This is a genomic window from Shewanella sp. T24-MNA-CIBAN-0130 (genome assembly GCF_040310185.1).
Taxonomy (GTDB): domain Bacteria; phylum Pseudomonadota; class Gammaproteobacteria; order Enterobacterales; family Shewanellaceae; genus Shewanella; species Shewanella psychromarinicola.
In genome coordinates this window covers 1-25,275 of sequence record NZ_JBEOPP010000045.1, presented here as the reverse complement: position 1 = coordinate 25,275, position 25,275 = coordinate 1, and the positions used below count along the sequence as shown (strand labels likewise).

Sequence of the window (25,275 nt, the reverse complement as noted above, 5' to 3'; positions counted from 1 at the left end):
TATTTTACAGTAACAAAAAGAAAATAGGCCCCTTAACAAAGGGGCCTATTTAACTATAGAAAATACTATTTTACTCATTAACCACCGAGTAAAGATAACGCGACCTGTGGCAATTGATTGGCCTGCGCCAACATAGACGATGAGGCTTGCGATAGAATTTGCTGCTTACTGAGTTCAGCACTTTCTGAAGCAAAGTCAACATCTTGAATACGACTACGCGCATCGGTGACGTTATTTTGAATACTACTCAGATTGTTAATGGTAAAGTCCATTCGGTTTTGCACTGCACCTAAGCCAGCACGAGAACTGTCAATCCCGGCAATGGCGCCATCAATGATGTCAATGGCACTTTGCGCGCCGGATGCAGTACCTATATTAACTGTGCTAACACCCGCAAATACACCTGCCGCTTCACCGGTTATTTCAGCTGGACCCGCTGTACCTGTTAGCGTAAAGCTGTCAGCTGAACTTAATGTAATGGCACCTGCCGCGGTTGCTACAACACCGGCGGTGGTTACGTCAGTAGCTGCTGATGCTGTACCGTCTGCAGCAACGTTCTTTAACTCCAATGCACCTGTTGTATTTGATGCCAGCGATGTGAAGTTAATATCGGCACCGGTAGAACTGGTGATAGTCAGGGTACCGTTATCCAAATTTGCAGTTACGCCAGTATCACCAGAGGTATCATTTATCGCGGTTGCAAGGTCAGCGTTAGAGCTAATACCGGTTAAATTTAAAGACGCTGTTTTCCCGCTACCACCATCAACATTCATGATTAACGAAGTATCAAATGCAGCAGTTAAATTAGCTTGGACTGTCGTTTCAGCAGAAGCGGTTACGCCCGTTCCGGCTTGGTTAATTTTGGAGACCAACTCAGTGGCAGTATCTTCATCTACTGACACTATATTCGTAGTGCTAGTACCTTGAGTAATGGTTAACGTTTCACCCGTTGAACCATTTGTGCCAGCCGCGGCGGCAACAAGCCCTCCACCAAATAGACTACCTGCAGCGTTACTTTGATACGCCCCAATACTGGTGGCAGATACCGATTTCAGTGACACATCAATGGTTTGATTGGCATCAGAACCGACCTGAAATGACTGAGTACCATAAGAACCATCGAGTAAATTCTGGCCACCAAATGAGGTAGTTTCAGCAATACGGGTTAACTCAGCTTGTAATGAATTCACTTCTTTTTGCATAGCTGCACGGTCATCAGATGAGTTTGAACCGTTGGCAGATTGCAATGATAAGTCACGCATCCGTTGCAATATATTGGTCGACTCATTCATGGCGCCTTCAGCAGTTTGTGCAATCGAAATACCATCGTTGGCATTACGAATGGCGACGCCAATACCGTTAATCTGACTGGTCATACGATTGGCGATTTGCATACCAGCAGCATCATCTTTAGCGCTGTTGATGCGCAGACCTGACGCTAAACGCTCCATGGAGGTTGAAGTAGCGGTTTGCGCTTTATTTAAATTGCCCTGGGCTTTCATGGATGTAACGTTGGTATTAACTGAAATAGCCATAATATTGAATCCTCTTCTTAGTTGAACGCCAAGACTCGGAGCTTGGCTAAACGGTTAATCATGCAAACTGTTTAAGGTGTATGAACTTATCGATAGATACTGACTTAAGGCCAAGCAAAACTGACCAAGCATAAGAACCTATCTACATTATGTTTATATATAATCAAATAAACTGGTCGAGCTGATTTTACTGAACACACTCGATACGGCATTGAGCGCTAATTGTTGCTTTTCAAATTCGGTAATGGCCGAGGCAAGATCTAAATCTTCTAGTCTTGATAATGCCGAGGTGTTAATCAATTTTTCATCAGTATGATTGTCGCTATACTGTTGCAGCGCTTTAAGGCTGTTGCCCGTAACGCTGCGTTGCTGACTCATTTGATTGACGCCACTATCAATGTTATTCAATAGTTGTGCCAACTCTGATTTACCGGCAGGGGTTTGGGCGTCATCGCCGCTTTCAAATAATGCGATAGCCTTGCTGAAGGTCTCGAAAATACTGACTTGTGGCTGTTCTTTAATGCTGAAACTATCGTTTGCTTTAGGCTCGCCGTCTATTTTGACTGCCATGCCGTTAACGCTGACCGGCACAGATGCATCAAAAGCCGTTACCGTAGTAACCGGGGGGGCCGCGCTGTCGGTTACTGAAACATTAAGCCCGCCTGCACCGTCGTCGGCGAAGCTAAAGCTATAAGAACCAGTAGTATAGGTTGTCGAGTCAGTAACCTTGGCGCTAGTTACGACAAAATCACCTTGCTGGGTTGACGAATAATTGACGCCGTAATCGCCCATGGCATTGGCGGCGTTCATAAATGCCGCATCGCCTGACACATTGGTATTAACTTGCACCCCTGCGGCAATATTGCTTTTACGAGTACCTGAGTCACCGCTGTACACCACTTGATCGTTATTATCCAAAGCAAACGGCGTACTGTTGGTTTTATTACCGGCAAAGATATAATTACCTGATTCATCTTTGGTGTTGGCAATGGACATTAATTGCTCAAGACTTTGACGCATGTCATCGGCAATCACTTGCCGCTCGGCAGTCGTCATGCTGCCGTTGGCGCCGCGGAGCACTAACTCTTTCATGCTGCCAGCCAAGGTATCGGCTTGGCCTAACTGGCTTTCGGCTTGTTGAATATGACTGGTGGCGTAATCAATGTTTTTTACAAACTGGTCTACCAAAGCATTTTTTTGCTTTAAGTTATCAATACCAATGGCAGCGACAGGGTCATCGCCGGCGGTGTTAACCCTTTTGCCGCTGGAAATTTGCGCCATGATGGTGTTGGTGGCAGATTGTTTTTCTAAAATGCTATTGGTGTTTTGTTGAAACATTTGTCCGGTAGAAATTCTCATGATTTATCTCCTAGCGAACCGAGCTGAATAAAGTATCGAAAATGGTTTGGGCTGTTGTCATAATTCTGGCGGAGGCTTGATAAGATTGTTGGAAGCGCATTAAGTTTGCGGCTTCTTCATCAAGGTTGACACCTGACTCACTTTGAACACGGTTGCTAGCTTGTTGATATATGGCCGTGGCGGAGCTAACGCGCACTTCAGCAGATTTAGTTTGGCTGCCGATATCGAGTTTAGTATTTTCAAATACGCTGGTTAATGTGCCCGTGCCGTTATTCATTAGTTTGCTATTTGATAAGCTCGCCATTGCTACCGCATTGCTGTTGTCACCTTCGGCCAATGACAAATCAAACGTAAAGCTGTCGGCGGTAGCGGTACCATTACGGGTAATATCGAAATCCATACCAAAAGCGTTGATATTGTTATTTGTGATAGCGCCTGTGCCTAATGAGGCACCAGCGGCATTAAAAGATTCATATGTGTTCGCAGCAGTATCAAGTTGGAAGGTAATAGATGATCCGATACCTTGAAAGCCACCAGCAGATGAATCCATGCTATTTAAGCTAATGGCCGTGTTACCTGAGTTAGCAGTGGCCGATGTTAAGGTCGGCCCTGCGGCGGCAATGCCTTTAGGGTCGGTCATCACCACTTTTAAGCCTGCAGCGCCACCCGCAGTTGGGCGAATTTCAAACTTGTCGCCATCGGCCATTGCGCCACTGGCAATGTTAATGCTAAAACCTGCACCGCCAGTAAGTTGACTGCCTGATAATACCAACGGTGACACTTTGCCGGTTTGAGTATCTTTCAGTTGGTAGTTATTTGTTGCCGAGATAAAGCTCAACTCATAACTGCCACCCGATAACGCGCCAACATCATCAATATTGACTGACACTCCTGTTGCAGTGCCTTTATTGGTTGAAAACGCCCCTACCCGGCTTAATGCCATTAACGGATCGTTAATATCAGTAAAAATGTTACTGCCAACCTCACCATTTAAATCAATTCCTTTTGATTGCATTCCATTAAAGGTGTCTGCCACCCCAAGTGCTAATTGGCCAAGTTCAGTACTGGCGGGTATTAAGGTGTCGTCCCGAAAAGAAAATAATGCGCCTAATTGGCCGCCCAATTTAGACGGATCGACATTAAGGGTTTTATCGCCAATGGAGGCATTAATGCGCGGCTCATTGGGATAAGGGTCGCCGGCACTCATGCCCATCGACATTGACACTTCACCCGACACCAACATCATTGAGCCGCCAAGCATAATGGACTTGGCACCTGTGTCTAACGGGATCACATTGACCTGGGCATATTCGCTCAGTTCTAGAATGAGAGCACCTTGCTTGTCTAGCACTTGGCTGTCTTGATCTTGAGATTTCATCAACTCTACATTGAGGCTGCCTAGCTCTTTACCAATCTCATTAATACGAGTAGTAATGGCTTCAATTTGGCTATTGGTTTGTTTCACCTGGCCATCAAGTTGTGATTGCATTTGATTTAGGCCATTGGCCAACTGCTGCGCCGAACTAAGGCTGCTACTGCGAATACCAAGGTCGCTGGGTAAATCGGCGACACTATTAATGCTGGCAAAAAAGTTATTCAAATTTTCGGGCACCATTTGGCCCACTTGAGCATAAATTTGGTCTAGTTCGCTTAACTTACTGTAAGAGGTTTCAGCCGCGCTCATACTAGTTTGGCCAATCCGTAACTCACGTGCGGCAAATTCGTTATAAACACGTTTAACATCGGACACATACGTGCCGGTGCCATAAAAATTATTGCCCAAGTGTTGAGATTGTGATGACGCCTGAGTCGCGACTTGCCTGTTATAACCTTCAGTATTGGCATTAGCGATGTTATTACTGGTGACGCCTAATTGTGCTTGGGATGCTTGAATACCTGTGCGAGCGATATTGAGTAAGTCAATCGACATTATTGAGTCTCCACAGGTAATACAGATTTAAGGCCTTCTTTTACCGACTTCATCACATTGATGACTTTATCGGCATATTGAGGGTCGGTGGCGTAGCCGGCTTTTTGCAACGCTTTAATAAATTGAGTCGGCTCAGCGGCCACTTTGCGCGCATCTTGATAACGATCGCCTTGGCTAATAAACGACACAAAGTCATTAAAGCTCTGCTCAAGGTTGTCATACATTCTGAAATCCGCTTTTTGTTGCACCGCAATGCCCTTTTCAAATTCCAATGTATTGACTGAGGTTTTCTCACCTTGCCAACGTTTGTCTGCTTTGATATTAAATAAGTTATGACTCATGGTGCCGTCGTTACGACGTACCACTTTTTGGCCCCAACCCGTTTCTAACGCGGATTGAGCAATTAACACTTCTGCAGAGGTTCCCAAAGATTTAGCCGCTTTTTCAGCGTGGGGATATAACACTGAGATAAAATGCTCAGGGCTGGTAAATTGACTCACCATAATGCCTTTATCTTTTGGCACAGTAACATCTGCCTGCGGCAAACCTTTGCCTGCTTGCGCTGCTTGACTGGCTAATTGTTCACCGCGTAACACACTCGCTAATTGCTCGCTGTCTAACACACTGGATAACGGTTTAGCCTCTAACGCACTAGAAAGCTGGGCCGACATAGGTCGCATAGATTCGGCGCTATCTATAACAGAGTGGCCGATAATAGAATGCGATGCTGCTATTTGATCTTTTGGCGCAATGGCATCAAGGGTGTCGTTATCTAATGCCGTTGGCGGCGCTGCAAACATACTCGGATTAACTTTATAATCGCTATTGCCACGCAATACCGATGCTGGCGTAACGGCGCTATCTTCAGGGTCTAGTTGCTGCATCATCATCTCAGCTAGCCCTAACATGCCTTTATTTGATAGATCGACCGACATTTGCTCATCGCGCATTTTTTCAAAAAACGCGGTGGTTTCACTGTTCATTGGACTGTCTGACTTAAACGCGGCATTGGCATCTCGCATGCTTTTCATTAGCATTTGAATAAAAATACCTTCAAATTGCTTAGCCGCTTCTTTAAGTGCCCCCTTCTCGTCTTTCTGGGCCTGGACGCGAAGTGAATCTAGTCCTCCTAGATCCAAAAAGTTCGATGAAGCTGACAACTTATCCATAGTCATTCCGACAATTATTAGATGATGATGAGTTCACCATGCAAAGCGCCTGCCATTTTTAACGCTTCGAGTATGGCAAGGACATCAGATGGGGCTGCGCCCACTAAATTCACGGCTCTGACAAGTTCATCAAGTGTGGTGCCTGGGTTAAACATAAACATACGACGATCTTTTTCTGACACATCAATCGTACTGTTGGCGGTAACAACCGTATCGCCGCCCGCTAATGCGTTAGGTTGTGACACTTGGGTGGCTTCGGCAATGGTGACGGTTAATCCGCCGTGGGTCACCGCGGCTGGTAATAACTTAACGTTTTGGCCAACCACTATGGTGCCAGTACGTGAGTTAACAATCACTTTGGCAGATTCTTCTGCCGGTATAACGTCGATGTTTTCTAATACCGATAAAAATGACACTCGCTGTGATGCATCCCGTGGCGCACTCACTTGAATAGAGGTGGCATCAATGGCCTTGGCCATATCAGGGCCGAGTAAATTATTAATCGCATCTGCGGTGCGTTTAGCGGTAGAAAAATCAGCACGACGTAAATTGAAGGTAAGGTAATCACCGCTGGCAAAGGGACTGACCACACTGCGCTCGACAATGGCGCCACTGGGAATGCGGCCGACCGTTGGGGTATTTTGGATCACCATTGAGCCATCAAGCCCTTCAGCACTAAAACCACTGACAACTAAGCTGCCCTGAGCAATGGCATAGACATTGTCGTCCACCCCTTTTAAGAAGGTTTGTAATAAGGTGCCGCCACGTAAACTTTTTGCTTGGCCTAAACTGGACACGGTAATGTCAAGTTTTTGACCCGGTTTAATAAAGGCTGGCATTTCTGCATGCACCGCAACGACGGCGATGTTTTTTGAGCTAGCACGAACCGAATCAGGTAAATTGATGCCGAAGTTTTTCAGCATGGTGCTAAATGTTTGTTCGGTATAACGGGTACTTTCCCCCGTACCAGGCAAACCGACCACCAGCCCATAACCGACTAATTGGTTACTTCGCACCCCTTGAATACTGGCGATGTCTTTAATCCGCTCTGCATGTGCAGGCGCGGTTAACATTAATATCGACGCGACTATCGATACCGTCGCCACAATCAGTTTAGTTTTCATCCATTACTCCTTAAAAAGGCCACCACTCACTCATAAAGAATGAACTCAGCCAACCGACTTTTTGGGCATCAGCAAACGTACCGGTGCCGCTATACTGAATGCGAGCGTTGGCCACTCGTGTCGAATCGATAGTATTATCTGGGTTAATGTCTTCGCTGCGGATCATCCCTGTGATGCGAATAAACTCATCACCGTTATTGATCGAAATCCATTTTTCGCCACGGATCACTAAGTTGCCGTTACTGAGCACTTGAATGACATTGGCTGAAATACTGCCATTTAAACTGTTTGATTGGTCAGCATCAGACTCGCGCTTGGTATTCATGCTGTCGCCGTAACCCAAATCAATTGGGACGCCGCTTATGGAAATGTTTTTGCCGCCGGCATATATTGGTTCAACGCTTAAATCAGTGTCTTTTTTGATTTCGTTATTGGCGCTTTTCGATGCTTGGGTTGATTCTTTTAAGGTCACCGTAATAATGTCACCGACGCGATGAGCACGAATATCGGAATACAAGCTTGATGCTTGGCTATCAAGATAAATAGATCCCGTTGCCGCCACTTGTGTCGGTATCGTATCTGGGTATACCGGCGCATAAAAGGGGTCATCTTCAATGGGTTTCTTGGGCGTAGAACTACAGCCAATTAATAACACCATTGACGCTAACGCAATGTATTTAATCATCTTAACGCCTTAGAGATTCTGATTAATATAAGACAGCATTTGATCAACCGCCGAGATCACTTTGGAGTTCATCTCGTAAATACGTTGTCCTTGAATAAGGTTGACCAATTCCTCAGTCACATTGACGTTAGAGGTTTCCAGTGCCCCTTGGCGAATAGAGCCTAAACCGTCTTGGGATGCCGTACCTTGGATAGGCGTGCCACTGGCACCCGTTTCGGTATACAAGTTTTGTCCTAGGGGATCTAAACCTGACGGATTAATAAAATCGGTCATGGTTAACTGGCCAATCACCTGACTAGCTGCAGTACCTGGGGTTTGCACTGACACTTCACCCGATGCGGATACGGTAATACTGGAGGAATCATCGGGAATAGTGATCGGCGGCTGAACCACATAGCCTGAACCTGGGGTAACAATCTGACCGGTATCATCCAAGCTAAACTGACCATTACGGGTATAAGCAGCAGTACCATCTGGCATTTGCACTTCAAAAAAGCCTGAACCTTCAATCATTAAATCTAATGAGTTATCGGTGGTGAGCATGTTGCCTTGGGTAAACATTTTTTGGGTAGCAACAACCTTAGTACCAGCACCAATATTTAAGCCATTGGGTAACTTGCTGTTGTCTGAGCTAATGCCACCGGCTTGATTAACGGTTTGATAAAGTAGGTCTTCAAATACCGCTCGGCTTTTCTTAAATCCGACAGTACTGGCGTTAGCCACGTTATTAGAAATAACCGCAATGTTGGTTTGCTGGGCATCTACACCTGTTTTACTTATCCATAACGCTGGATGCATAATAATTACTCCTAACTAGATTCTCATCAAAGAAGCTGACGCCTTATCAATTTCTTCAGCGTTCTTCATCATTTTGACTTGCATTTCATATCGACGTTGAATATCGATCATGGCGACCATTTCTTGCACTGAATTGACATTACTGCCTTCAACTGCGCCACTGACAACTTCAACCCCGGGGTCCTTTGGCGCATCGCCACCGGCAATCAGGCGGAACAAACCATCTTCACCGCGCATCATGTTCTCGTTACCAGGATTAACTAATTTAATCCTCGCCACTTCTTCAACCACTTCGGCAGTCGCCCCTTGGGGCCTAACTGAAATAATACCGTTGGCCGAAATTTCTACTTTCTCAATGGGGATAGGCAACACAATAGGACCGGAATTGCCCATCACAGGGCGATTGCTGCTATTTAACAGCAAACCGGTACTGTCAAATTTCAAACTGCCTGCACGGGTGTAAGCTTCTGAACCGTCAGCCGCTTGTACGGCAACCCAGCCATCGCCCTTAACTGCGATATCAAGGTCGCGACCTGTGGTTTGAATGGGACCGCCGTTAAAGTTACTGCCGGGGCTTTCCATCATCGCAAATACTCGCGTAGGCAAGCCTTCACCAAAGGCCTGCATTGAACGGGCTTGGACCATGTCAGCTTTAAATCCATCAGTATTGGCGTTGGCAAGATTGTTAGCACTTACTGCTAAGGCATTCATACCTTGCTTTGCGCCACTCATGGCAATATAAAGAAATTTGTCCATTTGTTGCTCCGTCAAACTTTCTGCAAAAACAATTTATATACACAGAATAAGCAAGCATCATGCCAATGAGTTTTAAGGCGGATTATGGAGATGTAATAGATTGAATCAGTTAAGAATTAACATTAACGAATAACTCATGAGTGTCAAAAAAGTATCAAACAACACCAGGGAATAATAACGAGGACTAATAATGAGGACTAATAATGAAGGGGTAAAGGCAAGGTGTTGCCGCAAACGGCAACACCTATCATGACGTGTGGTTAACTTAGCGGATCTGTAATATGGTTTGGTTTAAAGTATTGTTCACTTCAAGGGTACGCGAGTTGGCTTGGAAGTTACGCTGAGCCGAGATTAAATCCACAAGCTCGGTGGTTAACTCAACGTTTGACTGTTCAAGCGCAGAAGATTTTATATCACCAAAGGTACCACTATTGGCCTCTCCCGCTAATGCTGCACCTGAATCGATACTGGCTTTCCAAGACGTATTCCCCACCTGAGTGAGTCCTTGCTCATTGGCAAAACGCACCAAGGCTACTCGTGATAACGGCACCGTTGAGCCATTACTGTAGCTTGCGGTCACTAATCCATCAGCGCCAATACCTACGTTAGTCAATCGGCCAACGGTAATACCATCTTGGGCTAATTTAGTTACTTCAAACGGAGAAGCATACTGGGTTGGATTATCAAACTTTATATTAAGAGTTTGCGTACCATCGGCCTCAGGGCCTAAAGTATTTGCACCCGCAGTGCCTAATGACTCCGTGGTGATCGAAACGGGGTCGCTGCTTATATTGGCACCTACTGAGTTAAAGGTAAGCACGGCACCCGACCATGTTCCTCCTAATCCATCGGGATCAGCAGCTTCTGCCAATGCACTATTATCTTTGGTGCCATCATCATCAGTATCTGTTTCATAACTGCCAGCAACAGTCGTGTCAACAGGCTTTCCATCAACCGCATAAAAGGCCACCCAATTACTTTCGCCAGTATATGAACCCTGCTCAGGCTTAATAAAGTAACTGGTCATAATATGTGACTCACCTAGCGAATCATAAATCGTCACTGAGGTGGAATTATTAAAGGTGTCAGAATCTTTAGGATTAAAGTTAGCTGGATCTAATGCATTCTCTCCCACATTAAGATTCATCTGTATTTCAACGTTTGACGATTTTACTGGGCTGCCCGCTTTATCTGGGATCTCAATGGGTTTGGTGGTGGTTAAGCTCACCGACGTTGAATTACCATCTTCATCAACAGGGAAACCTTGTAAAAAGTTACCTGCTGAGTCAACCATGTAATTGCCTGAATCAACTTTAAATGCACCCGCACGAGTAAATGATTGATCTTTAGTGCCTAATTCTGACGAGGTAACAAAGAAACCCCCTCCACTTATCGCCATATCTAGCGAGTTACTGGTAAATTGCAAGCTACCTTGATGAAACTGTTGCGCAACTTGTGAGGTGGTGGCACCGCCGCCCACTGCGGTTTTACCGTTGGAAAAAATAGAATTGGCATACACATCAGCAAACTCTGTCCGAGACTCTTTAAAGCCAATAGTATTCACGTTCGCGATGTTATTCGCGGTTGTATTTAAGTCTTTTTGCGCGGCAGCAATACCACTCAGTGCGATATTAAATGACATGTTTCACCTCTCACAATTAATTCATTTATGATGACAGCCAACTCTTTATTGATGGCCGTATTATGTTTCAGATACTGCGAGTACGTCAGATAACTTAATTCCACCTACTCCACGCAAATTCAAAATAGCGCCTGTCGCCACAGTGCCCAATGACACACTGGTAACATGGGCATAAGTCGATACGGCTAAATCTTCCGACGTTCCATCCACTTTACCGCTAGCCTTAATGGCGTAATTACCGGCTTCTGCGGGTTGGCCATCTGAATCTAAACCATCCCACGTCACATCAACATTGCCGCCTTTACTGCCATCAATATTAAAGCTCTTAATCAGCTGACCCGACTCATCTTCAATTCTGACCGAAATAGATTCGATGGTTGATGGCGTACTGATCACCCCTTTAATTTCCGAGTTTTCAGTAGAAATAGCCCCAGTATCAGAAGGAATAAGCACTTTACGGCCCACTAAACCAGAAGCTTGCAATGCTTGGCTAGAACTCATCACAGTATTGAGGTTAAGAATTTCATCATTAAGATTTGAAATACCATCGACTGTGGAAAATGATGCCATTTGGGCAATCATTTGATCATTATCAACCGGTTTAAAGGGATCTTGCATCGACAACTGTTGACTGAGTAAAGCAAAGAAATCATCTTGCTTTAACATCTGATCTTTTGCTTCAGGTATCGCACTTTCTTCAGGTAAGCGAATTCCGTCAAGAAAAGGATTACCTGTGGTCGTGGTGGTCGTATTTGCCTGCACAGAATTTTTGGTTGTAGCACTTGTGTTTGAAGCACTACTGGACTGTTGCGGTAAAGACTGACTGTAAGAGTTAACGAGGCTCATTGTTACCTCCTTGAATAATCATACTATTTACCCATCCTTAACGTCTGTTGCAACATAGACTTAGTTGCATCAGCCACCTGAACGTTCATTTGATAAGAGCGTGATGCAGAAATCATATCGGCCATTTCTTCCATCACATTGACATTAGGTTTGTAAATAAAACCATCACCATCCGCCATTGGATGGTCTGGCGAGTATTCTTTTAATAATGGTTTGTTACTTTCGACAATGCCTTTAACGCTGACGCCAGGCGAACTGTCTTGCTGGCTATTGGCTTTTAGCATTTCGGCCTCAAAAACAGGATGACGTGCACGATAGGTTTTATCGACACTGCTTGACACCGAATCAGCATTGGCAATATTACTGGCGGTAGTATTCAAACGCACTGACTGCGCTGACATACCCGAACCAGACACATTGAAAATATTGAATAAACTCATGATTAGTCACCTCTCAATGCTTTACGCATGCCATTAAATTTGCCCTCAAGAAAGCCTAATGACATTTGATATTCGAGCGAATTTTGCATAAATGCTGCTTGTTCTTTCTGGGTATCGACGGTATTACCATCGCCAGTATCGGCCTGATTTGGTATACGATATTGAACATGTTGTTGACTTAACGCCGTTAAATCAAAATGTTTGTCTGTGGTTTGACTCATACTCAAGCCCTGTTGATGCGAGCTTGCCGATTTCATGGCAGCAGCAAAATTAACATCTTGAGCTTTATAATGAGGAGTATTGGCATTGGCGATATTACTTGAAATTACTTCTGCTCTTTGAGCTCGAATGCCCAAAGAATATTGGTGAACACCTAATGCATTATCGAAATTAATCGCCATAAAATTGCCTCCATCAGCTAACTGATAGTAATAAAGCAAGGGTTATGCCAACAATTTAATTTTTAAACGAATAAAAGACAAAAACAAACATGCCGACGAATGCCGGCATGATAAATAGCTTAACTTGTTATTTTATCTATATTTTCTTTTGGTAATAAATACCAGGATTACAGCGAACCATAGTAAACTCATCACTTAAGCCTGCTAGAGATTCTGACGCACCCAAGAATAAAATACCTTTGGGATTAAGTGCGGCAGCAAATTGCCGCAAAATTTTAGTCTTTGCCTCTGGCCCAAAATAAATCAATACATTACGGCAAAAAATAATATCGTACTTACCTAATAAGCTATAACTTTCAAGTAAATTATGTGCTCTAAAGTTAACTAAACGCTTAACATTATCTTTCACTGTCATGTTGCCCGACGGTAAAGCATCAAAAAACTGACGTTTACGCTCTTCAGACAAGCCACGAGCCAGCGCTAAACCATCATATTCAGCATTCTTACAGCGCTCTAACATTGATGGTGACAAGTCCGTTGCCTGAATCGTCGCGCCGCCCGGTAAAGCACCGGGTTTACGCTGTTGATATTCCAACACTGTCATCGACAAAGAGTAAGGTTCTTGCCCAGAAGAACATGCCGCTGACCATATTTTTAACGGTCTGCCAAGCTTACTGTATTCAGGCAGTAGAGTATTGTTCAGTAATTCAAACGGATAACGGTCTCGAAACCATAAGGTTTCATTGGTGGTCATTGCATCTATCACTTCAGCACGCAGCTGACGTTCTATCGGTTTCATCGACTTTTTAACCACCTCAGACAAAGAAGGTAAATTATGCTTCCCCATCAACGGCGCTAAACGACTGCGGACTAAATATTGTTTATTCTCACCTAACACAATACCGCTATGCTGCTCTAAAAACAGCCTAAATTGATTGTACTCTGCTTCAGCAAGTGATTTATCTGTCACATTAACTTCCTAATATGTGGCCAATGAGCTAAGCCTCTAATATTGTTCAATATTAGAGGCTTATAAACTCAAATGTTTGTTAACCGCTGAGGCTAATTCATCGGGGTTAAACTTAGCAATAAAATCGTTAGCACCTACTTTTTCTACCATTGCTTGGTTAAACACACCACTTAATGATGTGTGTAGAACTACTTTTATGTTCTTTAATTTTGGATCATCACGAATTTCAGCAGTTAAAGTATAACCGTCCATTTCTGGCATTTCGATATCTGAAATAATCAGCGGGATCTCAACTGAGACATCATCCATTTCAGCGGCAATATTTTTCAGCATGATCAACGCTTCTTTACCATCTTTAGCGGTATCGATTTGCAGATTTAACGACTCTAACGAACGAATAATTTGTTTGCGTGCCACCGTAGAATCATCAATAACCATAATATGATAATGCTGTTCTTTATCGATAGTTAACGTCTCACTGACTTCTTTACTGATAGAGGTCTTAACAGGTGAAATTTCATCAAGAATTTTTTCAACATCCAAAATTTCAACCAGCTCACCTTCAATCTCAGTCACAGCCGTTAAATATGAAGAACGTCCTGAACCTTGGGGCGGCGGCAAAATAGATTCCCAATTCATATTGATGATACGCTCAACAGAACTGACCAAAAAGCCTTGAACACTGCGGTTATATTCGGAAATGATAACAAAGCAATTTTCAGTTGATGTCAGTGGACGCCCACCGGTTGCTGCACTTAAATCGATAATAGAAATGGTTTCCCCACGAATATGCGCAACACCTTTAACATAGGGGTTTAGCTTAGGTAGCCTTGTCAGTGGAGGACATTGTAATACCTCTTTTACTTTAAATACGTTAATACCAAAGCGTTGACGACCGTTAAGCTTAAACAGTAACAGCTCTAATCTGTTTTGTCCGACAAGCTGGGTACGTTTATTTACTGATTCTAAAATGCTCGACATAACACAGCCTTGTAGTTAACTGTTACTCAAAAGAATAAAATTGTTGGTTAACATTATAGTGAACCTTGGTTTAATATAATACGCTTGCTAGCTATTTTAACCTCAACCTGGATAAGAGAGGGGATAAATCGTTAAAAATGGGTTTATTTCAAGTCTGCAATATCAAACATGCCATGTGTTTTGCTAATAAAGGTGCACTCACATGTTAACAATAGTGTTAGTCGCCGCGCCAATAGCGGGCCTATTGTGAGTCGATACAAGGTGAATAGCCGAACAAAGGGCCATTTGATAACCGTTACTGTCTCTAATTTACCCCCAATTTACCCCCAATTGAGGTTTTCATCAGACGAACATGACACATTCTGGGCAAACCATCAGCAGCCTAGCAAATACCTATCAAATTATTGAATTAAAAGTGGGCATGCAACTTGCTTTAACTTTTACTAAGTTAACACTTACAGTGAACTGACACTTTTTTGACGAAAGGGAAATGTTATTATCATGCCCTCACCTCATTTTTAGCTTATTGCGTATGCAGAGATTACTCGCATATTTTTCGTTCTCCAAAGTATAGGTGCATTCTGGCAACACAAGCTAGGATCTTCATTATGAAAGTATTTTTTTTATGTTTTTTGTGCTCAATGACGCTTTCTTTGCCAGCATTTGCTAGCGAAGAGATAGTAACACCTAAACTATCGGCCATTTATACGTTAGCTAAAGAGGTGGTCGCAAAAAAAATTGATGCCGACGCCAACGCTAAGGTGCAAATTACCCCACAAAATCTTGAAGGTCGTCTTAGTCCACCGCGCTGCTATCCACCGATTAATGCCGAACTCGCCAGTGAAAGAGCCATTAGTCGAAATAACATGGTAAAACTAAGTTGTATCAGCCCAGACTATGACTATCCATGGCAAATGTATCTCTCTGTTCGAGTTGAAATACAATACCCTGTCGTGGTGGCTAACCAGCTACTGTCTCCAGACCAAATTATTGCTCCACATCACTTAAACATCATGTATGTTGACCAATATAGTTTAAGAGGCCACTTTTTTTCTGATACCCACACATTAATCGGTTCGCGAGTGAAACGTCGCGTGGCAAAAGACTCACCTGTATTGAGTAATAACCTGTGTTTTGTGTGCAAAGGTGACTCGGTTTCCATCTACGCTAGAACCGCTAATGTTCAAATAAAAACCCTTGGTGAAGCACTGCGTGACGGCAATCTTGATGACGTCATCAGGGTGAAAAACAGTAACACGAGTAAACAATTTGATGCGGTGGTGGTTGGGGTTGGCGAAGTTGAAGTAAGAATGTAAACTAGGACTAAAGTTTTTTCCAACAGTGCCGATAATCTGTTTGAAGAACCTAATACATTACGCTGGAGCCTCCAATGGCAATTGACATTAAGCATAACACTGCGGCTAATACCCAAATGCGCACTGCACGTGACACGCAGTCTGCTAAGCAATCTAATACTGCTGTGGCTCAAAAATCCGCGGCACCGGTTAAAGCCGATTCCGTTAGCATCACCGCTCAAGCTCACCAGCTTCAGAGCGCGCAAGCAAAAATGGAAGCGACACCTGAAGTTGACCAAAAAAAGGTCGCAGAAATTAAGCTCGCTATCTCTGAAGGACGCTATAAAGTCGACCCAGAAAAGCTTGCTGCGAATATTGCCAGCTTTGAAGCAGAGCTAAGCAGTCTATCGTTTGACAAAGAGTAGCCGTTAAACGTTACTCTTTAATTTGTTTTAACGACACACAGATAATAGGTGCTAACTTGCATCATAGATAAGTGTCAGTTAACAAAACCAATGAGTAATTTATGACAGAGCTAAATGAAGAGCTAAATAAACAACCAAGCGAACAACCAAACGATGAGCTACGTGCACTGTTAGAGACCCAAAATCAGACCTTAGCACAGCTGAAACTGCTTATTGTTGAAGAAAAAGCCGCATTAACAAACCAAGATGCCGACAAACTACTGACGCTTTCCAAAGACAAAACCCAGTGCTTAATCAATATGAAAGCGACTGACGAAAAACTGGCTCAACACCCCCAGCACGCCCTGCTTACCACAGCTCCTGGACTGGTACAAAAAGTCGCCCAGGCCAAATCTATTCTCGCAGAATGCAAAGACATTAATAGCCAGAATGCCAGCTTAATTGAACACAATATCGCCAGCCTAAATCGATTTGCCCAAGCATTGCAAGCCAGCCGTAATGCATCAAGTTTAACCTACAATGACAAAGGCAAAACCTCCACCATTTCAACACTCGGTAATGATTTTACAGCCTAATAAAGCCTAGAGAGCAACAGCCTAGAGCGCTGCTAGGACGCTTCGCGGCTAGAGGCTATAAAATCTGAGCAACAGCCTAGAGCGCTTCGCTGCTAGGACGCTTCGCGGCTAGAGACTATAAAATCTGAGCCGCATCCGATAACAAGCGAATAAACGGAAAAAATAAAGCGGAAGGCATAGAGGCTATAAAGTCTTAACAGCGAAGCTGTTCTTAGCAGGACGTAGTCCGCCCTAGCAGCGAAGCGACCCTAGCTGGACGTAGTCCGCCCTAGCAGCGAAGCGACCCTAGCAGGACGTAGTCCGCTCTAGCAGCGAAGCGACCCTAGCAGGACGTAGTCCGCTCTAGCAGCGAAGCGACCCTAGCAGGACGTAGTCCGCCCTAGCAGCGAAGCGATACTAGCAGGACGTAGTCCGCCCTAGCAGCGAAGCGATACTAGCAGGACGTAGTCCGCCCTAGAACCTAGCAGGTGAGTTACTGAGCTAGCATTGCCTGGCGTAAACTTTGTTGCGCAGACTCTTCACCTAACCAAATGTTAAGTAATACCTGACGAAAAGCCTCTCCAGCAATATCACCTTGAACTTGACCATTTTTAATGCTGCTCACGCCCTTGCCTTTTTGGGTCACAAAAGTAAATTGATCCCCGTCGACAACGTCGTAAGCAAATTGTTGAGTGAAATGTTCAATCTCTTTGGCAATAAAATGGGTGTCATTGTCGGTAGCAGTCTCAAAACCTTTCGTAATGCCGTCACGCATTCTCTCTGAGGTGGCCATCGAAGAAGTAATGGTTAATTGGATTACCGCTATAGGCTGAGCGAGCACATCTTCAAGCGTATAAACTTTGGTAGGTAAGTACAAACTGGCTACATAAATATCCATAAAAAATTTACTGCGCACGCCCGCACCATTTAATATTAATGGTTGCTCTGCAACATTCATTTGCTCAGCAACATCAACATCGGCAATCATTCTTGCTTGCACCAACAACGGCAGCGTCAACACTAAACAGCCAATTAAAGCTAATAACTTCATCTAAACTCTCTAAAAAAAAACAATATAAATAACCACTGTATAAACCATTACAACATGAACGACTGCAATATCAGCCATTCATCCCATTAATTTGCTCAATTATTAGCTCAATTATTAGCTTAAGTACGCTTAGATTAACGACTCATAAACTAACCACGAACGCCTAACTTATATTGGCCATTTTGTTGAAACATCAACGCTTGCTTGTGCTTTGGCGCCATTAAAATAGGACCATCATCAAAAAATAAAAAACTCTTCCAATTGCGCACGAACACACACCAGCGCGTTTCAATGATTTGGTACTTTTCATAGCAAAAATATACAACCGTATCATCAGGCCATTGAATATGTTTAGTAATCGCTTCAGGCATCGCAATATCATCAGAGTCCCACGCCGATTGCCAATGATCCGTTGCAGTCCAAGCATCTTGCTTTGCTGGCCAATCACCTTTCTCGAATAGTTCCGCACGGCTGCTTTTATTGCTTATCCACTTATCCCACACTTCCATGGCACTTTTATCGGTCAGTGGTTTAATCAAGGCCTTATCATCATCTGACACAGGCAAATCTTTATGGTTAAAAATCCACTTACGCTTATAAAGATCAAACGGAATATATGAATATGACAAACAATTGCTCCTAGCAACTAAAAATGAAACGCAATTATAGCGCTAAAGCGGATCAGACTGCGATAGCAACAGAGATAAATGATCTGCCAATTTACCAAAAAAAATTATCAAAAAAGATAATCAAAAAAAATGCCAATCGAAAAGATAATCAAAAAATTAATCAAGGATCATAGCCGCCATAACCAACACGTGGCGAAAGGTAAACGCGATGTATTTCCCAGTCGGCACAGCCAATCAGCTAACCTAATAGCAATAGCAAAAGGAATCGATAACGCGGATAAAGGCCGCGGTGGCATTGCATCACCAAACGCGCAGCGCGCTGTTGTTATACAGCGCGGCACTGAAAAATCTTTTTAAGCCGCCAGTGTCAGGATTGTAGTCACCATTGATGATTACGGTGCACCATAGCAAGCTAGTGTGTTATGCATGGCGGTAATACAATACTTCATGATGTCAATCACCAGCAAATCGTGAGGTCATAATCACCTGTCGATAGACAGAGATTTAAGCAAGAGTCAGTATCACAGCAAACAAACACCTATGCCCTCTTAGATATTGAACATGTTAGAGCTGCGTTGGGGATGACTACGGCGCATTTGTTAGGGACTGATGCGCAAGTGTCTAAGATTGACAGAATAGAGCAGCGCTCGGCAGATGAGAGTCGAGAGCCAGTAGAAAGCACGAGCAGTTTTAACTTAAGTCTTTGATTGTTGGAGTGTCACCATGTTCCATTACAGAACCTATGCCATTATCACTAGCAGTGATATCCGAATACATTTTGCTAGTGCCAATGATTTGATGATTAGCCGCTTTGAGATGGAAATAGGGCTTAGCATTTTTAGCGGTTACTTTGGAAAATTTTGATTCATCTTGGGAATTATTTTGAACTGACCCGATACCATTGCTTGCACCACTTTTTGCACTGTATAGCTCACTAGTAAGAAGACCTCTACATTTCCAGCCTTCAGAACAAACTTAAATTGATCATTGCTGCTTTTGCTTAACTCATACCATCCAGACATAAATTAACTCCTTTATAGTTATGATAACGAGCAAACCTAGACTCTTTTTAACACCAATATGATTTTAGCCCTTCACTTAATAATAGCTTTATTAATTTCGGTGTATTTTTATTTTAGCACTGGTATTCAAGCCCAAATCAAAATTATATTTTTACTTTTTATCATTACCTTAAGCTAATTTACTGTTCAGGGAAGTATATAAACAACTTTTAACCAGCATGTTGTTATTCGGGCCATTGTTATCAGTAATGGGAGTCGTTATTGGTGTAATGTGTGGGATGAACTAACGATAACGTGCTTAACACCCAGGGTAACCGCACGAGTGCTTGTTTTTTGAACGCTACGTTTAACCTGCAAACAAAAAACAAAAAATCATCCAAGCTATGAAGACTTTATGAACCATAATAATTCATTAAATAAACTAATTCTGTTCAAAAAACGTTCGCGATCTCGCCCTGGCTTAACACCGTCTCCAAGTTTAATGAGTTTATTGAACGGCAATGAATTTTTTATATGAGGTCATAGGATAAGATTTAACACATGTTAATGTCTTAGAGTGTACTTAGCGTCTCTTGTAAGCTGTCGTTTTTGGCATGCCCATTGAGCAATGTTGTCATGTTTTAGTTTTAATAGAAAATGATTAACAATGCAGCTCAATGTCCATGATCGGATACAAACTATCGAAAAAGCGAAGCTTTAAAGAATACTTTAATAAACAGGGTGTTAGCATAAGTATTTAACTTTTAGCCACTTCAGTTCGGCCTGTTTCTAACACTTTCTTAAGTAGGATGTTTTCATCCATGTCCTTTTTCTTCCCTTAGATGCAACGCGACCTTTTAGAGGTTATTTCCTGAGCACATTAAGTGCTATCTGACGTAGTATTCCTATATTTTTTACACTATGACCTTTGTAAATTTAGAGTGCGTCTTCATTCATGGTCAGATCTAGCACCCAATGCAAGCTATTTTATACAACCCAATGTTGACGAACGGCTTCGGGAAACTTGTCTTCAATCAGCTTTGCTGAACTAATGTTATAATGGTATTCCAAGCTAGCTTCTTGTCCTTTTTCTTGACGATAACTCATGCTTATCTCAATCGTTTTTAATCTAGCCCAATCAGAAAAATCCTTGTTGAGTTGTTAGCCAATAAAACCTGACTACTTCTGGCTTCGATCCTCCCACGATTATTCTCTATCTTTAGGTTGGATGGCTCAGTACTTCAAAAATATTTAAACATCTCCGTTATCACTTTATTGAAAGATTTTTGATTACCTTTCACAGCAAGAAAATAGGCGCATTTTTGAGTAATGATTGTTTTATTTCTTTCTTTTTAGCAACCCATCGCATCAATAGAAACGAGAGCACCTATAATATCATGTAACTTAAGAAATTAGGGGGATTACGCTAATTTCAATAGATTTTTTTTCGGTCCTTAATCTAATATGTTATTTTGAACAAAATAGAACTTTCTTGGGGAAGCTCAAAATGAGTATAAAGAGTAATATGGCCAGAGCCGAGGCATTATTTCGTCAAAAAGAGTATGCTGAGTCACTCTCCTTGTGTACAAAAATTATTGAGAAAAAACCAAAACTGGCTAATGCCATCCATTTAACTGCCTTGAATTATTATGCACTTGGACAATTTGCACCTGCGATAGCAGAATTTCAAAAAGCCATTGCGATTAACAGCCAGCTTTCATCATTCCATAGTAACTTAGGCAATGTTTATCTAGACCAAGAGAGTTTTGTTGAAGCGAGTCGGTGTTTCGAAAAAGCACTTAATCTTGAACCACTTTTACCTGAACCTAACTACAATCTTGCTATCTGTCTGCACAACCAGCGCAACTACTCATTAGCAGAAAACTTTTGCAAGAAAGCCATCCTGCAAGATGCCACAAATTCTGACTTCTACCTTCATTTAGGTGTCATCTACTATGATCAAGGTCAGTTTGACAATGCCGCTAAGGCGCTAGTTAAAGCACTTGAAGTAGAGAATAAGCACAAGAAAGGAAGAACACACCTCGACGCCTATTGGCAATTATTCAGCTTACATCTCAGTCAACACCGCTACCAAGATGCACTTGAAGTTGCCGATCTTGGCATACAAAGCCAGCAACTTTCAGAGCAACAACTCTGCACTTTGCTCATCGGCAAGGCCATCATCTATTTTCTATTTAACCATTTAGATGAAGCCAAGCACACATTACAGCTGAGCGAAATCATTCATCAGTTTCCCTCACAGCCAAAATACTTGAAAAAATTCAGTGTATTTCACCATTACATTAAAAATCTTATAGCACTGTATGAGAGCGGCGAATATAAAGATTGTTATAACCTTGTTAACGACGCCACAAAAATGTACTTCATCTCTGAAAGTCATGGATTCGCGCCCAACCGAACATCAATTCAATACAAAGACCAAAACTATGAAGTCAATTCTCTTTTCATAATGGGCGCTAAGGTTATTCACTTTGTTACCGAGGAAGAAAATAAATACCAAGTGAGTCTTGTATCATTACTACAAGACCTTGCTCCAGGTTCCAAAGTGGTGGTTGCATTTGGGGAAATTGATTGCCGACCGGACGAAGGAATTTACAGCTATAGTTTGAAATCAAAACGAGATTACAAGGACGTGATTGATGATATGCTGTCAAAATATGTGAATGCACTAAAAAATCTTGCAGACTCTTTTGACATTGAAATTATTCTCTACGGCGTACCAGCTCCACACCCTCAAAGCATTGAGATATTACCGCCGTCTGAGCAACAACGGTTCAAAGATATCGTTGCTTACTATAACCTTGCGCTTGCAAATGCATGTCAGTCTTTAAACATCAAGCTACTCGACGTATATGCGCTAACGAACAAGGATGGACAAAGTAACCTACAGCACCATATCGATAACTATCATCTATCGCCTAAAACGGTACCTACACTGTTCAATCTACAGAGTCAATAATCTTGAATTGTTTTAATCAATAGGCCGTTGCTGTGAAGTATAAGAAAGAAGCAATACAACATCATCGGTATTTACAAAAGATTCGAAGATATCACTCATATATATCATTTCTTAATATACATACTCATAAACTATGAAGAATGGACGTTAATATCTATGATTTGAATCAAACAGTTGAAAAGGAGTTTTTATAAAAAGCTAAAAATAAAATTCTAAAAAAGGGTGTTCCTATGGCGGTATAGTATTTTCATATTCAGTAAACTACTGATAAACAAGAGTGGAAAGCCTTATATGGTCTCCCCACAGGTGAGCTATGGTGAGATTAACCAGAATTGACCAAAGTTAACCAATCTATATATATCAACACCTTATATCATTATTTCGTTTTTTGACATTAATCAAAATTACTGTAAATTAGTCTAAATTAACCCCCGTGGTGGCACAGGGGCGGCACAGGGAAAGACTTTTTTTGAGGCTAAGTGATTATGAGTGTTGATATTCCTTTTACAAAACGTAGTTTATAACAGCTCGAGAACCCCCTAAAACGCTACCGAATTCACGATTCTGGCCAAAAAAGCTCGGTTAAAGGCTTGATTTTAGATATTTTGCCATCAGGGAAAAAGATTTTTCGTTTTCGCCGCAAGCACTTAGGTCGTGATGTAACAGTCTCCCTAGGAAATTTCCCTACTATCACTATCGAGAATGCTAGAAAACTGGCACTCAAACATGCTTCTGACCTGTCTCAAGGTCAAAACCCTAACGAAGTAAAACGCGAGAAAAAACAGCAAGCTGATCGTGAACGTGCTTTATCGATGTCAGTGCAACAACTGTTTGATGCGTTCGAAGTTGAGTTTGAATTAAAGATTAAGTCTGGTCAGCGGCGTATAAAGTCTTTGCAAGATATCCGCTCACTTTGGCGCATTCATTTACAAAAGCTTGTTGGTCATTTGGCTATAGATAATATCTCAGTCCAAGAAGCTAATAATTTACTCAAATTGATTCTAACCAAAAATTCGGTTGCGGTACGCAATAAAAGTTTGTCGTTAATAAAGTCGATGTATGCTGATCAAGACATCAACCCGTTTATCAAGATAAAAAAGCTGGCAGATACCAAGCGTGAGCGAATTCTTAGTCAATTGGAAGTCAAGGAACTGCTAGACGCCCTCAAATTCGAAGAGCCAATTTATAGCGATGTGGTCATGGCGCTATTGTTGACAGGTCAGCGTAAAAGCTGTGTTTTTAGCATGGAGTGGAAAGAGATAGATCATCAGCGCGGCATTTGGCTTATTCCAACTTCTAAGATGAAAATCAAAAAGCCTCATGCAGTGCCATTAACGATTGAGATGATGGATATTCTAAAACGTAGAAGCATTGAAGCTAAACAAGGCGAGAAATATGTTTTTCCTGCTAATCGTAGTCATAGTGGCCACATTACCGAAAAGTCTGGCAAAGGCAGCTTCTGGTGGCGTATAACCGAACGTGCTGGTTTGCGTAGTGAGACAAAAGGCGAGAGTGTCACCATTCACGATTTAAGACGAACCATAGCCAGTTGGAGTGTAATGCGAGGCGGTAACATTCAAACGACGAGTAAACTGTTAGGGCATAGCGATATTAGCATCACAGCAAGTACCTATGCGCATTTAGATATTGAGCATGTTAGGCAAGAACTAGGTATCACCACAGCGCATTTACTTGGGACTTTTCAGCATGAGTCGAAAGTGGATAAGTTGGTGTGGGAAATAAAACAGCTCTCAGAGGAAGAGAAAAGAGAGCTGTTTGAAAAGTTTTAGCTGAATGCTTAATCTTGCTCATTCGGCATGACAGAACAAAATTTTCGCTTAACAGTTGATTTACTGCTGGATAAGTGACCTTTTTGAATTAAAGCCATAACACCGAAGATAATGAAAATAATACCAAAAATATAACCGCTAATAGACATTATAAATGTTTCGACTTTTGACTGTGTAAATATACAAATAGATACACCAATACTGGCTAAAATTATGTAAGCCAACACTAGCACTAAATATTCTATATTTCTAACAGTTTCTGATTGGTATTTACCTGAATATCTAAAAGAATCCATGTTTTCTGATAGTTCGATATACCTTTCTTGATCACTATATGCTTTAAGATAATCAAAGGCATGTGGCGTCAAGATAAACCACTTAACCTCCTGTAATGTCAACTCCCTTTTGCAAATACAGTTAATAGCTACACAGATTGCTGAAAAGTTCTTATCAGGTGAATCATCAAGGTATGTTTTGATTTCTTTGAAAATATCAAATTTTTTTAGCTTCCCTGTACTTTTCTGAGCTAATAAGTGAGAGATAGTCAATGCAATACCAAAAATTGCACCGACAAAAGTAATCAACTTCGAAACTACATCTAATTCCATTTAATATTCCTAATTAGTTTATTGCACGTAATTAAAACAATCCTGATATTTTTTAAAAGAAGCCATTGCATTAGCAATAATCAGCGGGTTCTGAGTCTGATGAGACCAAAAGTACCCTGCAACTCCACTGAGTTGGTTAGAATTTTTAAGGACATTTTCCAACAGTATGACTGGGTAGCCCTGCTTCTTACGGCTGATGACATGTATGCCTCCATGGATATAAGAACTGAGTGTTAACGCCAGTCTAAAAGCGCCACTATTTGCCGAATTTAACGATAAGCAGATCTTTCCTCATCAAAAAAATCA

At 42.2% G+C, this 25,275-nt stretch carries 24 protein-coding genes; 5 read left to right on the top strand and 19 right to left on the bottom strand.

Annotated elements, in window-relative coordinates; genetic code table 11:
* Positions 1-77 precede the first annotated feature (77 nt).
* From AAEZ02_RS16160 to AAEZ02_RS16095, 14 genes are all read right to left on the bottom strand, one after another.
* The gene (locus AAEZ02_RS16160) at positions 78-1,535 is read right to left on the bottom strand and encodes a flagellin N-terminal helical domain-containing protein (RefSeq protein ID WP_124011937.1); all 1,458 of its coding nucleotides are present in this window, start codon (positions 1,533-1,535) and stop codon (positions 78-80) included.
* Positions 1,536-1,688: 153 nt separating this feature from the next.
* Positions 1,689-2,894: a flagellar hook-associated protein FlgL gene (gene flgL, locus AAEZ02_RS16155; RefSeq protein ID WP_124011938.1), complete on the bottom strand. Its 1,206-nt coding sequence runs from the start codon at positions 2,892-2,894 to the stop codon at positions 1,689-1,691.
* Positions 2,895-2,904: 10 nt separating this feature from the next.
* Positions 2,905-4,824, bottom strand: coding sequence for a flagellar hook-associated protein FlgK (flgK, locus tag AAEZ02_RS16150; RefSeq protein ID WP_124011939.1), 1,920 nt, complete (start codon positions 4,822-4,824; stop codon positions 2,905-2,907).
* Positions 4,824-5,993 (bottom strand): flagellar assembly peptidoglycan hydrolase FlgJ, encoded by a 1,170-nt coding sequence (flgJ, locus tag AAEZ02_RS16145; protein ID WP_351123994.1) that lies wholly within the window; start codon positions 5,991-5,993, stop codon positions 4,824-4,826. Before flgJ ends, flgK begins: the two co-directional genes overlap by 1 nt.
* Positions 5,994-6,010: 17 nt before the next feature.
* Entirely contained in the window at positions 6,011-7,117 is a 1,107-nt protein-coding gene (locus AAEZ02_RS16140) for a flagellar basal body P-ring protein FlgI (RefSeq protein WP_351123991.1), read from the bottom strand.
* A gap of 10 nt (positions 7,118-7,127) precedes the next feature.
* A complete protein-coding gene (gene flgH / locus AAEZ02_RS16135) occupies positions 7,128-7,802 on the bottom strand; it encodes a flagellar basal body L-ring protein FlgH (RefSeq protein ID WP_101032350.1) in 675 nt (224 codons plus the stop codon).
* A 9-nt stretch (positions 7,803-7,811) separates the two neighbouring features.
* The gene (gene flgG, locus AAEZ02_RS16130) at positions 7,812-8,600 is read right to left on the bottom strand and encodes a flagellar basal-body rod protein FlgG (protein ID WP_101032351.1); all 789 of its coding nucleotides are present in this window, start codon (positions 8,598-8,600) and stop codon (positions 7,812-7,814) included.
* A 15-nt stretch (positions 8,601-8,615) separates the two neighbouring features.
* Entirely contained in the window at positions 8,616-9,356 is a 741-nt protein-coding gene (flgF, locus tag AAEZ02_RS16125; protein WP_124011943.1) for a flagellar basal-body rod protein FlgF, read from the bottom strand.
* Between the two features lie 265 nt (positions 9,357-9,621).
* Positions 9,622-10,998: a flagellar hook protein FlgE gene (gene flgE, locus AAEZ02_RS16120; RefSeq protein ID WP_351123987.1), complete on the bottom strand. Its 1,377-nt coding sequence runs from the start codon at positions 10,996-10,998 to the stop codon at positions 9,622-9,624.
* A 60-nt stretch (positions 10,999-11,058) separates the two neighbouring features.
* Positions 11,059-11,844, bottom strand: a complete 786-nt coding sequence (flgD, locus tag AAEZ02_RS16115) for a flagellar hook assembly protein FlgD (protein ID WP_351075297.1) — start codon at positions 11,842-11,844, stop codon at positions 11,059-11,061.
* Positions 11,845-11,867: 23 nt separating this feature from the next.
* Positions 11,868-12,284 carry a flagellar basal body rod protein FlgC gene (flgC, locus tag AAEZ02_RS16110; protein WP_101032355.1) on the bottom strand — a complete coding sequence of 139 codons (417 nt, stop codon included), beginning with the start codon at positions 12,282-12,284 and terminating at the stop codon, positions 11,868-11,870.
* A 2-nt stretch (positions 12,285-12,286) separates the two neighbouring features.
* Complete coding sequence (gene flgB / locus AAEZ02_RS16105) at positions 12,287-12,685, bottom strand: flagellar basal body rod protein FlgB (protein WP_351075300.1); 399 nt, start codon at positions 12,683-12,685, stop codon at positions 12,287-12,289.
* 136 nt (positions 12,686-12,821) lie between these two features.
* Positions 12,822-13,655 (bottom strand): CheR family methyltransferase, encoded by an 834-nt coding sequence (locus AAEZ02_RS16100; protein ID WP_124011947.1) that lies wholly within the window; start codon positions 13,653-13,655, stop codon positions 12,822-12,824.
* A gap of 60 nt (positions 13,656-13,715) precedes the next feature.
* Complete coding sequence (locus tag AAEZ02_RS16095) at positions 13,716-14,636, bottom strand: chemotaxis protein CheV (protein WP_101032358.1); 921 nt, start codon at positions 14,634-14,636, stop codon at positions 13,716-13,718.
* Between the two features lie 608 nt (positions 14,637-15,244).
* Here AAEZ02_RS16095 and flgA point away from each other — a divergent pair.
* The 3 genes from flgA to AAEZ02_RS16080 all read left to right on the top strand — a co-directional run bounded on the left by flgA (position 15,245) and on the right by AAEZ02_RS16080 (position 16,931).
* Entirely contained in the window at positions 15,245-15,952 is a 708-nt protein-coding gene (gene flgA, locus AAEZ02_RS16090; RefSeq protein WP_124011948.1) for a flagellar basal body P-ring formation chaperone FlgA, read from the top strand.
* A gap of 74 nt (positions 15,953-16,026) precedes the next feature.
* A complete protein-coding gene (gene flgM, locus AAEZ02_RS16085; protein ID WP_124011949.1) occupies positions 16,027-16,356 on the top strand; it encodes a flagellar biosynthesis anti-sigma factor FlgM in 330 nt (109 codons plus the stop codon).
* Between the two features lie 101 nt (positions 16,357-16,457).
* On the top strand, positions 16,458-16,931 hold the full coding sequence (locus AAEZ02_RS16080; RefSeq protein ID WP_124011950.1) for a flagella synthesis protein FlgN: 474 nt from the start codon (positions 16,458-16,460) through the stop codon (positions 16,929-16,931).
* A 472-nt stretch (positions 16,932-17,403) separates the two neighbouring features.
* Here the strand turns inward: AAEZ02_RS16080 and AAEZ02_RS16075 are convergent, their stop codons facing one another.
* The 3 genes from AAEZ02_RS16075 to AAEZ02_RS23745 form a co-directional block, all read right to left on the bottom strand.
* Positions 17,404-17,961, bottom strand: coding sequence for a chalcone isomerase family protein (locus tag AAEZ02_RS16075; RefSeq protein WP_124011951.1), 558 nt, complete (start codon positions 17,959-17,961; stop codon positions 17,404-17,406).
* 149 nt (positions 17,962-18,110) lie between these two features.
* Entirely contained in the window at positions 18,111-18,590 is a 480-nt protein-coding gene (locus AAEZ02_RS16070; protein WP_124011952.1) for a DUF2947 domain-containing protein, read from the bottom strand.
* A 690-nt stretch (positions 18,591-19,280) separates the two neighbouring features.
* Positions 19,281-19,487: a YegP family protein gene (locus tag AAEZ02_RS23745; RefSeq protein ID WP_443729201.1), complete on the bottom strand. Its 207-nt coding sequence runs from the start codon at positions 19,485-19,487 to the stop codon at positions 19,281-19,283.
* A 1,629-nt stretch (positions 19,488-21,116) separates the two neighbouring features.
* Between AAEZ02_RS23745 and AAEZ02_RS16060 the strand changes: the two genes are divergently transcribed.
* Positions 21,117-22,571, top strand: a complete 1,455-nt coding sequence (locus tag AAEZ02_RS16060) for a tetratricopeptide repeat protein (RefSeq protein ID WP_351123982.1) — start codon at positions 21,117-21,119, stop codon at positions 22,569-22,571.
* 554 nt (positions 22,572-23,125) lie between these two features.
* Positions 23,126-24,361, top strand: a complete 1,236-nt coding sequence (locus AAEZ02_RS16055) for a tyrosine-type recombinase/integrase (RefSeq protein WP_351124009.1) — start codon at positions 23,126-23,128, stop codon at positions 24,359-24,361.
* 8 nt (positions 24,362-24,369) lie between these two features.
* On the opposite strand, the gene AAEZ02_RS16050 is transcribed toward AAEZ02_RS16055, so the two are convergent.
* Positions 24,370-24,969: a hypothetical protein gene (locus AAEZ02_RS16050; RefSeq protein ID WP_351123979.1), complete on the bottom strand. Its 600-nt coding sequence runs from the start codon at positions 24,967-24,969 to the stop codon at positions 24,370-24,372.
* Positions 24,970-24,987: 18 nt separating this feature from the next.
* On the bottom strand, positions 24,988-25,212 hold the full coding sequence (locus AAEZ02_RS23740; RefSeq protein ID WP_502959595.1) for a DUF6988 family protein: 225 nt from the start codon (positions 25,210-25,212) through the stop codon (positions 24,988-24,990).
* Positions 25,213-25,275: the final 63 nt, after the last annotated feature.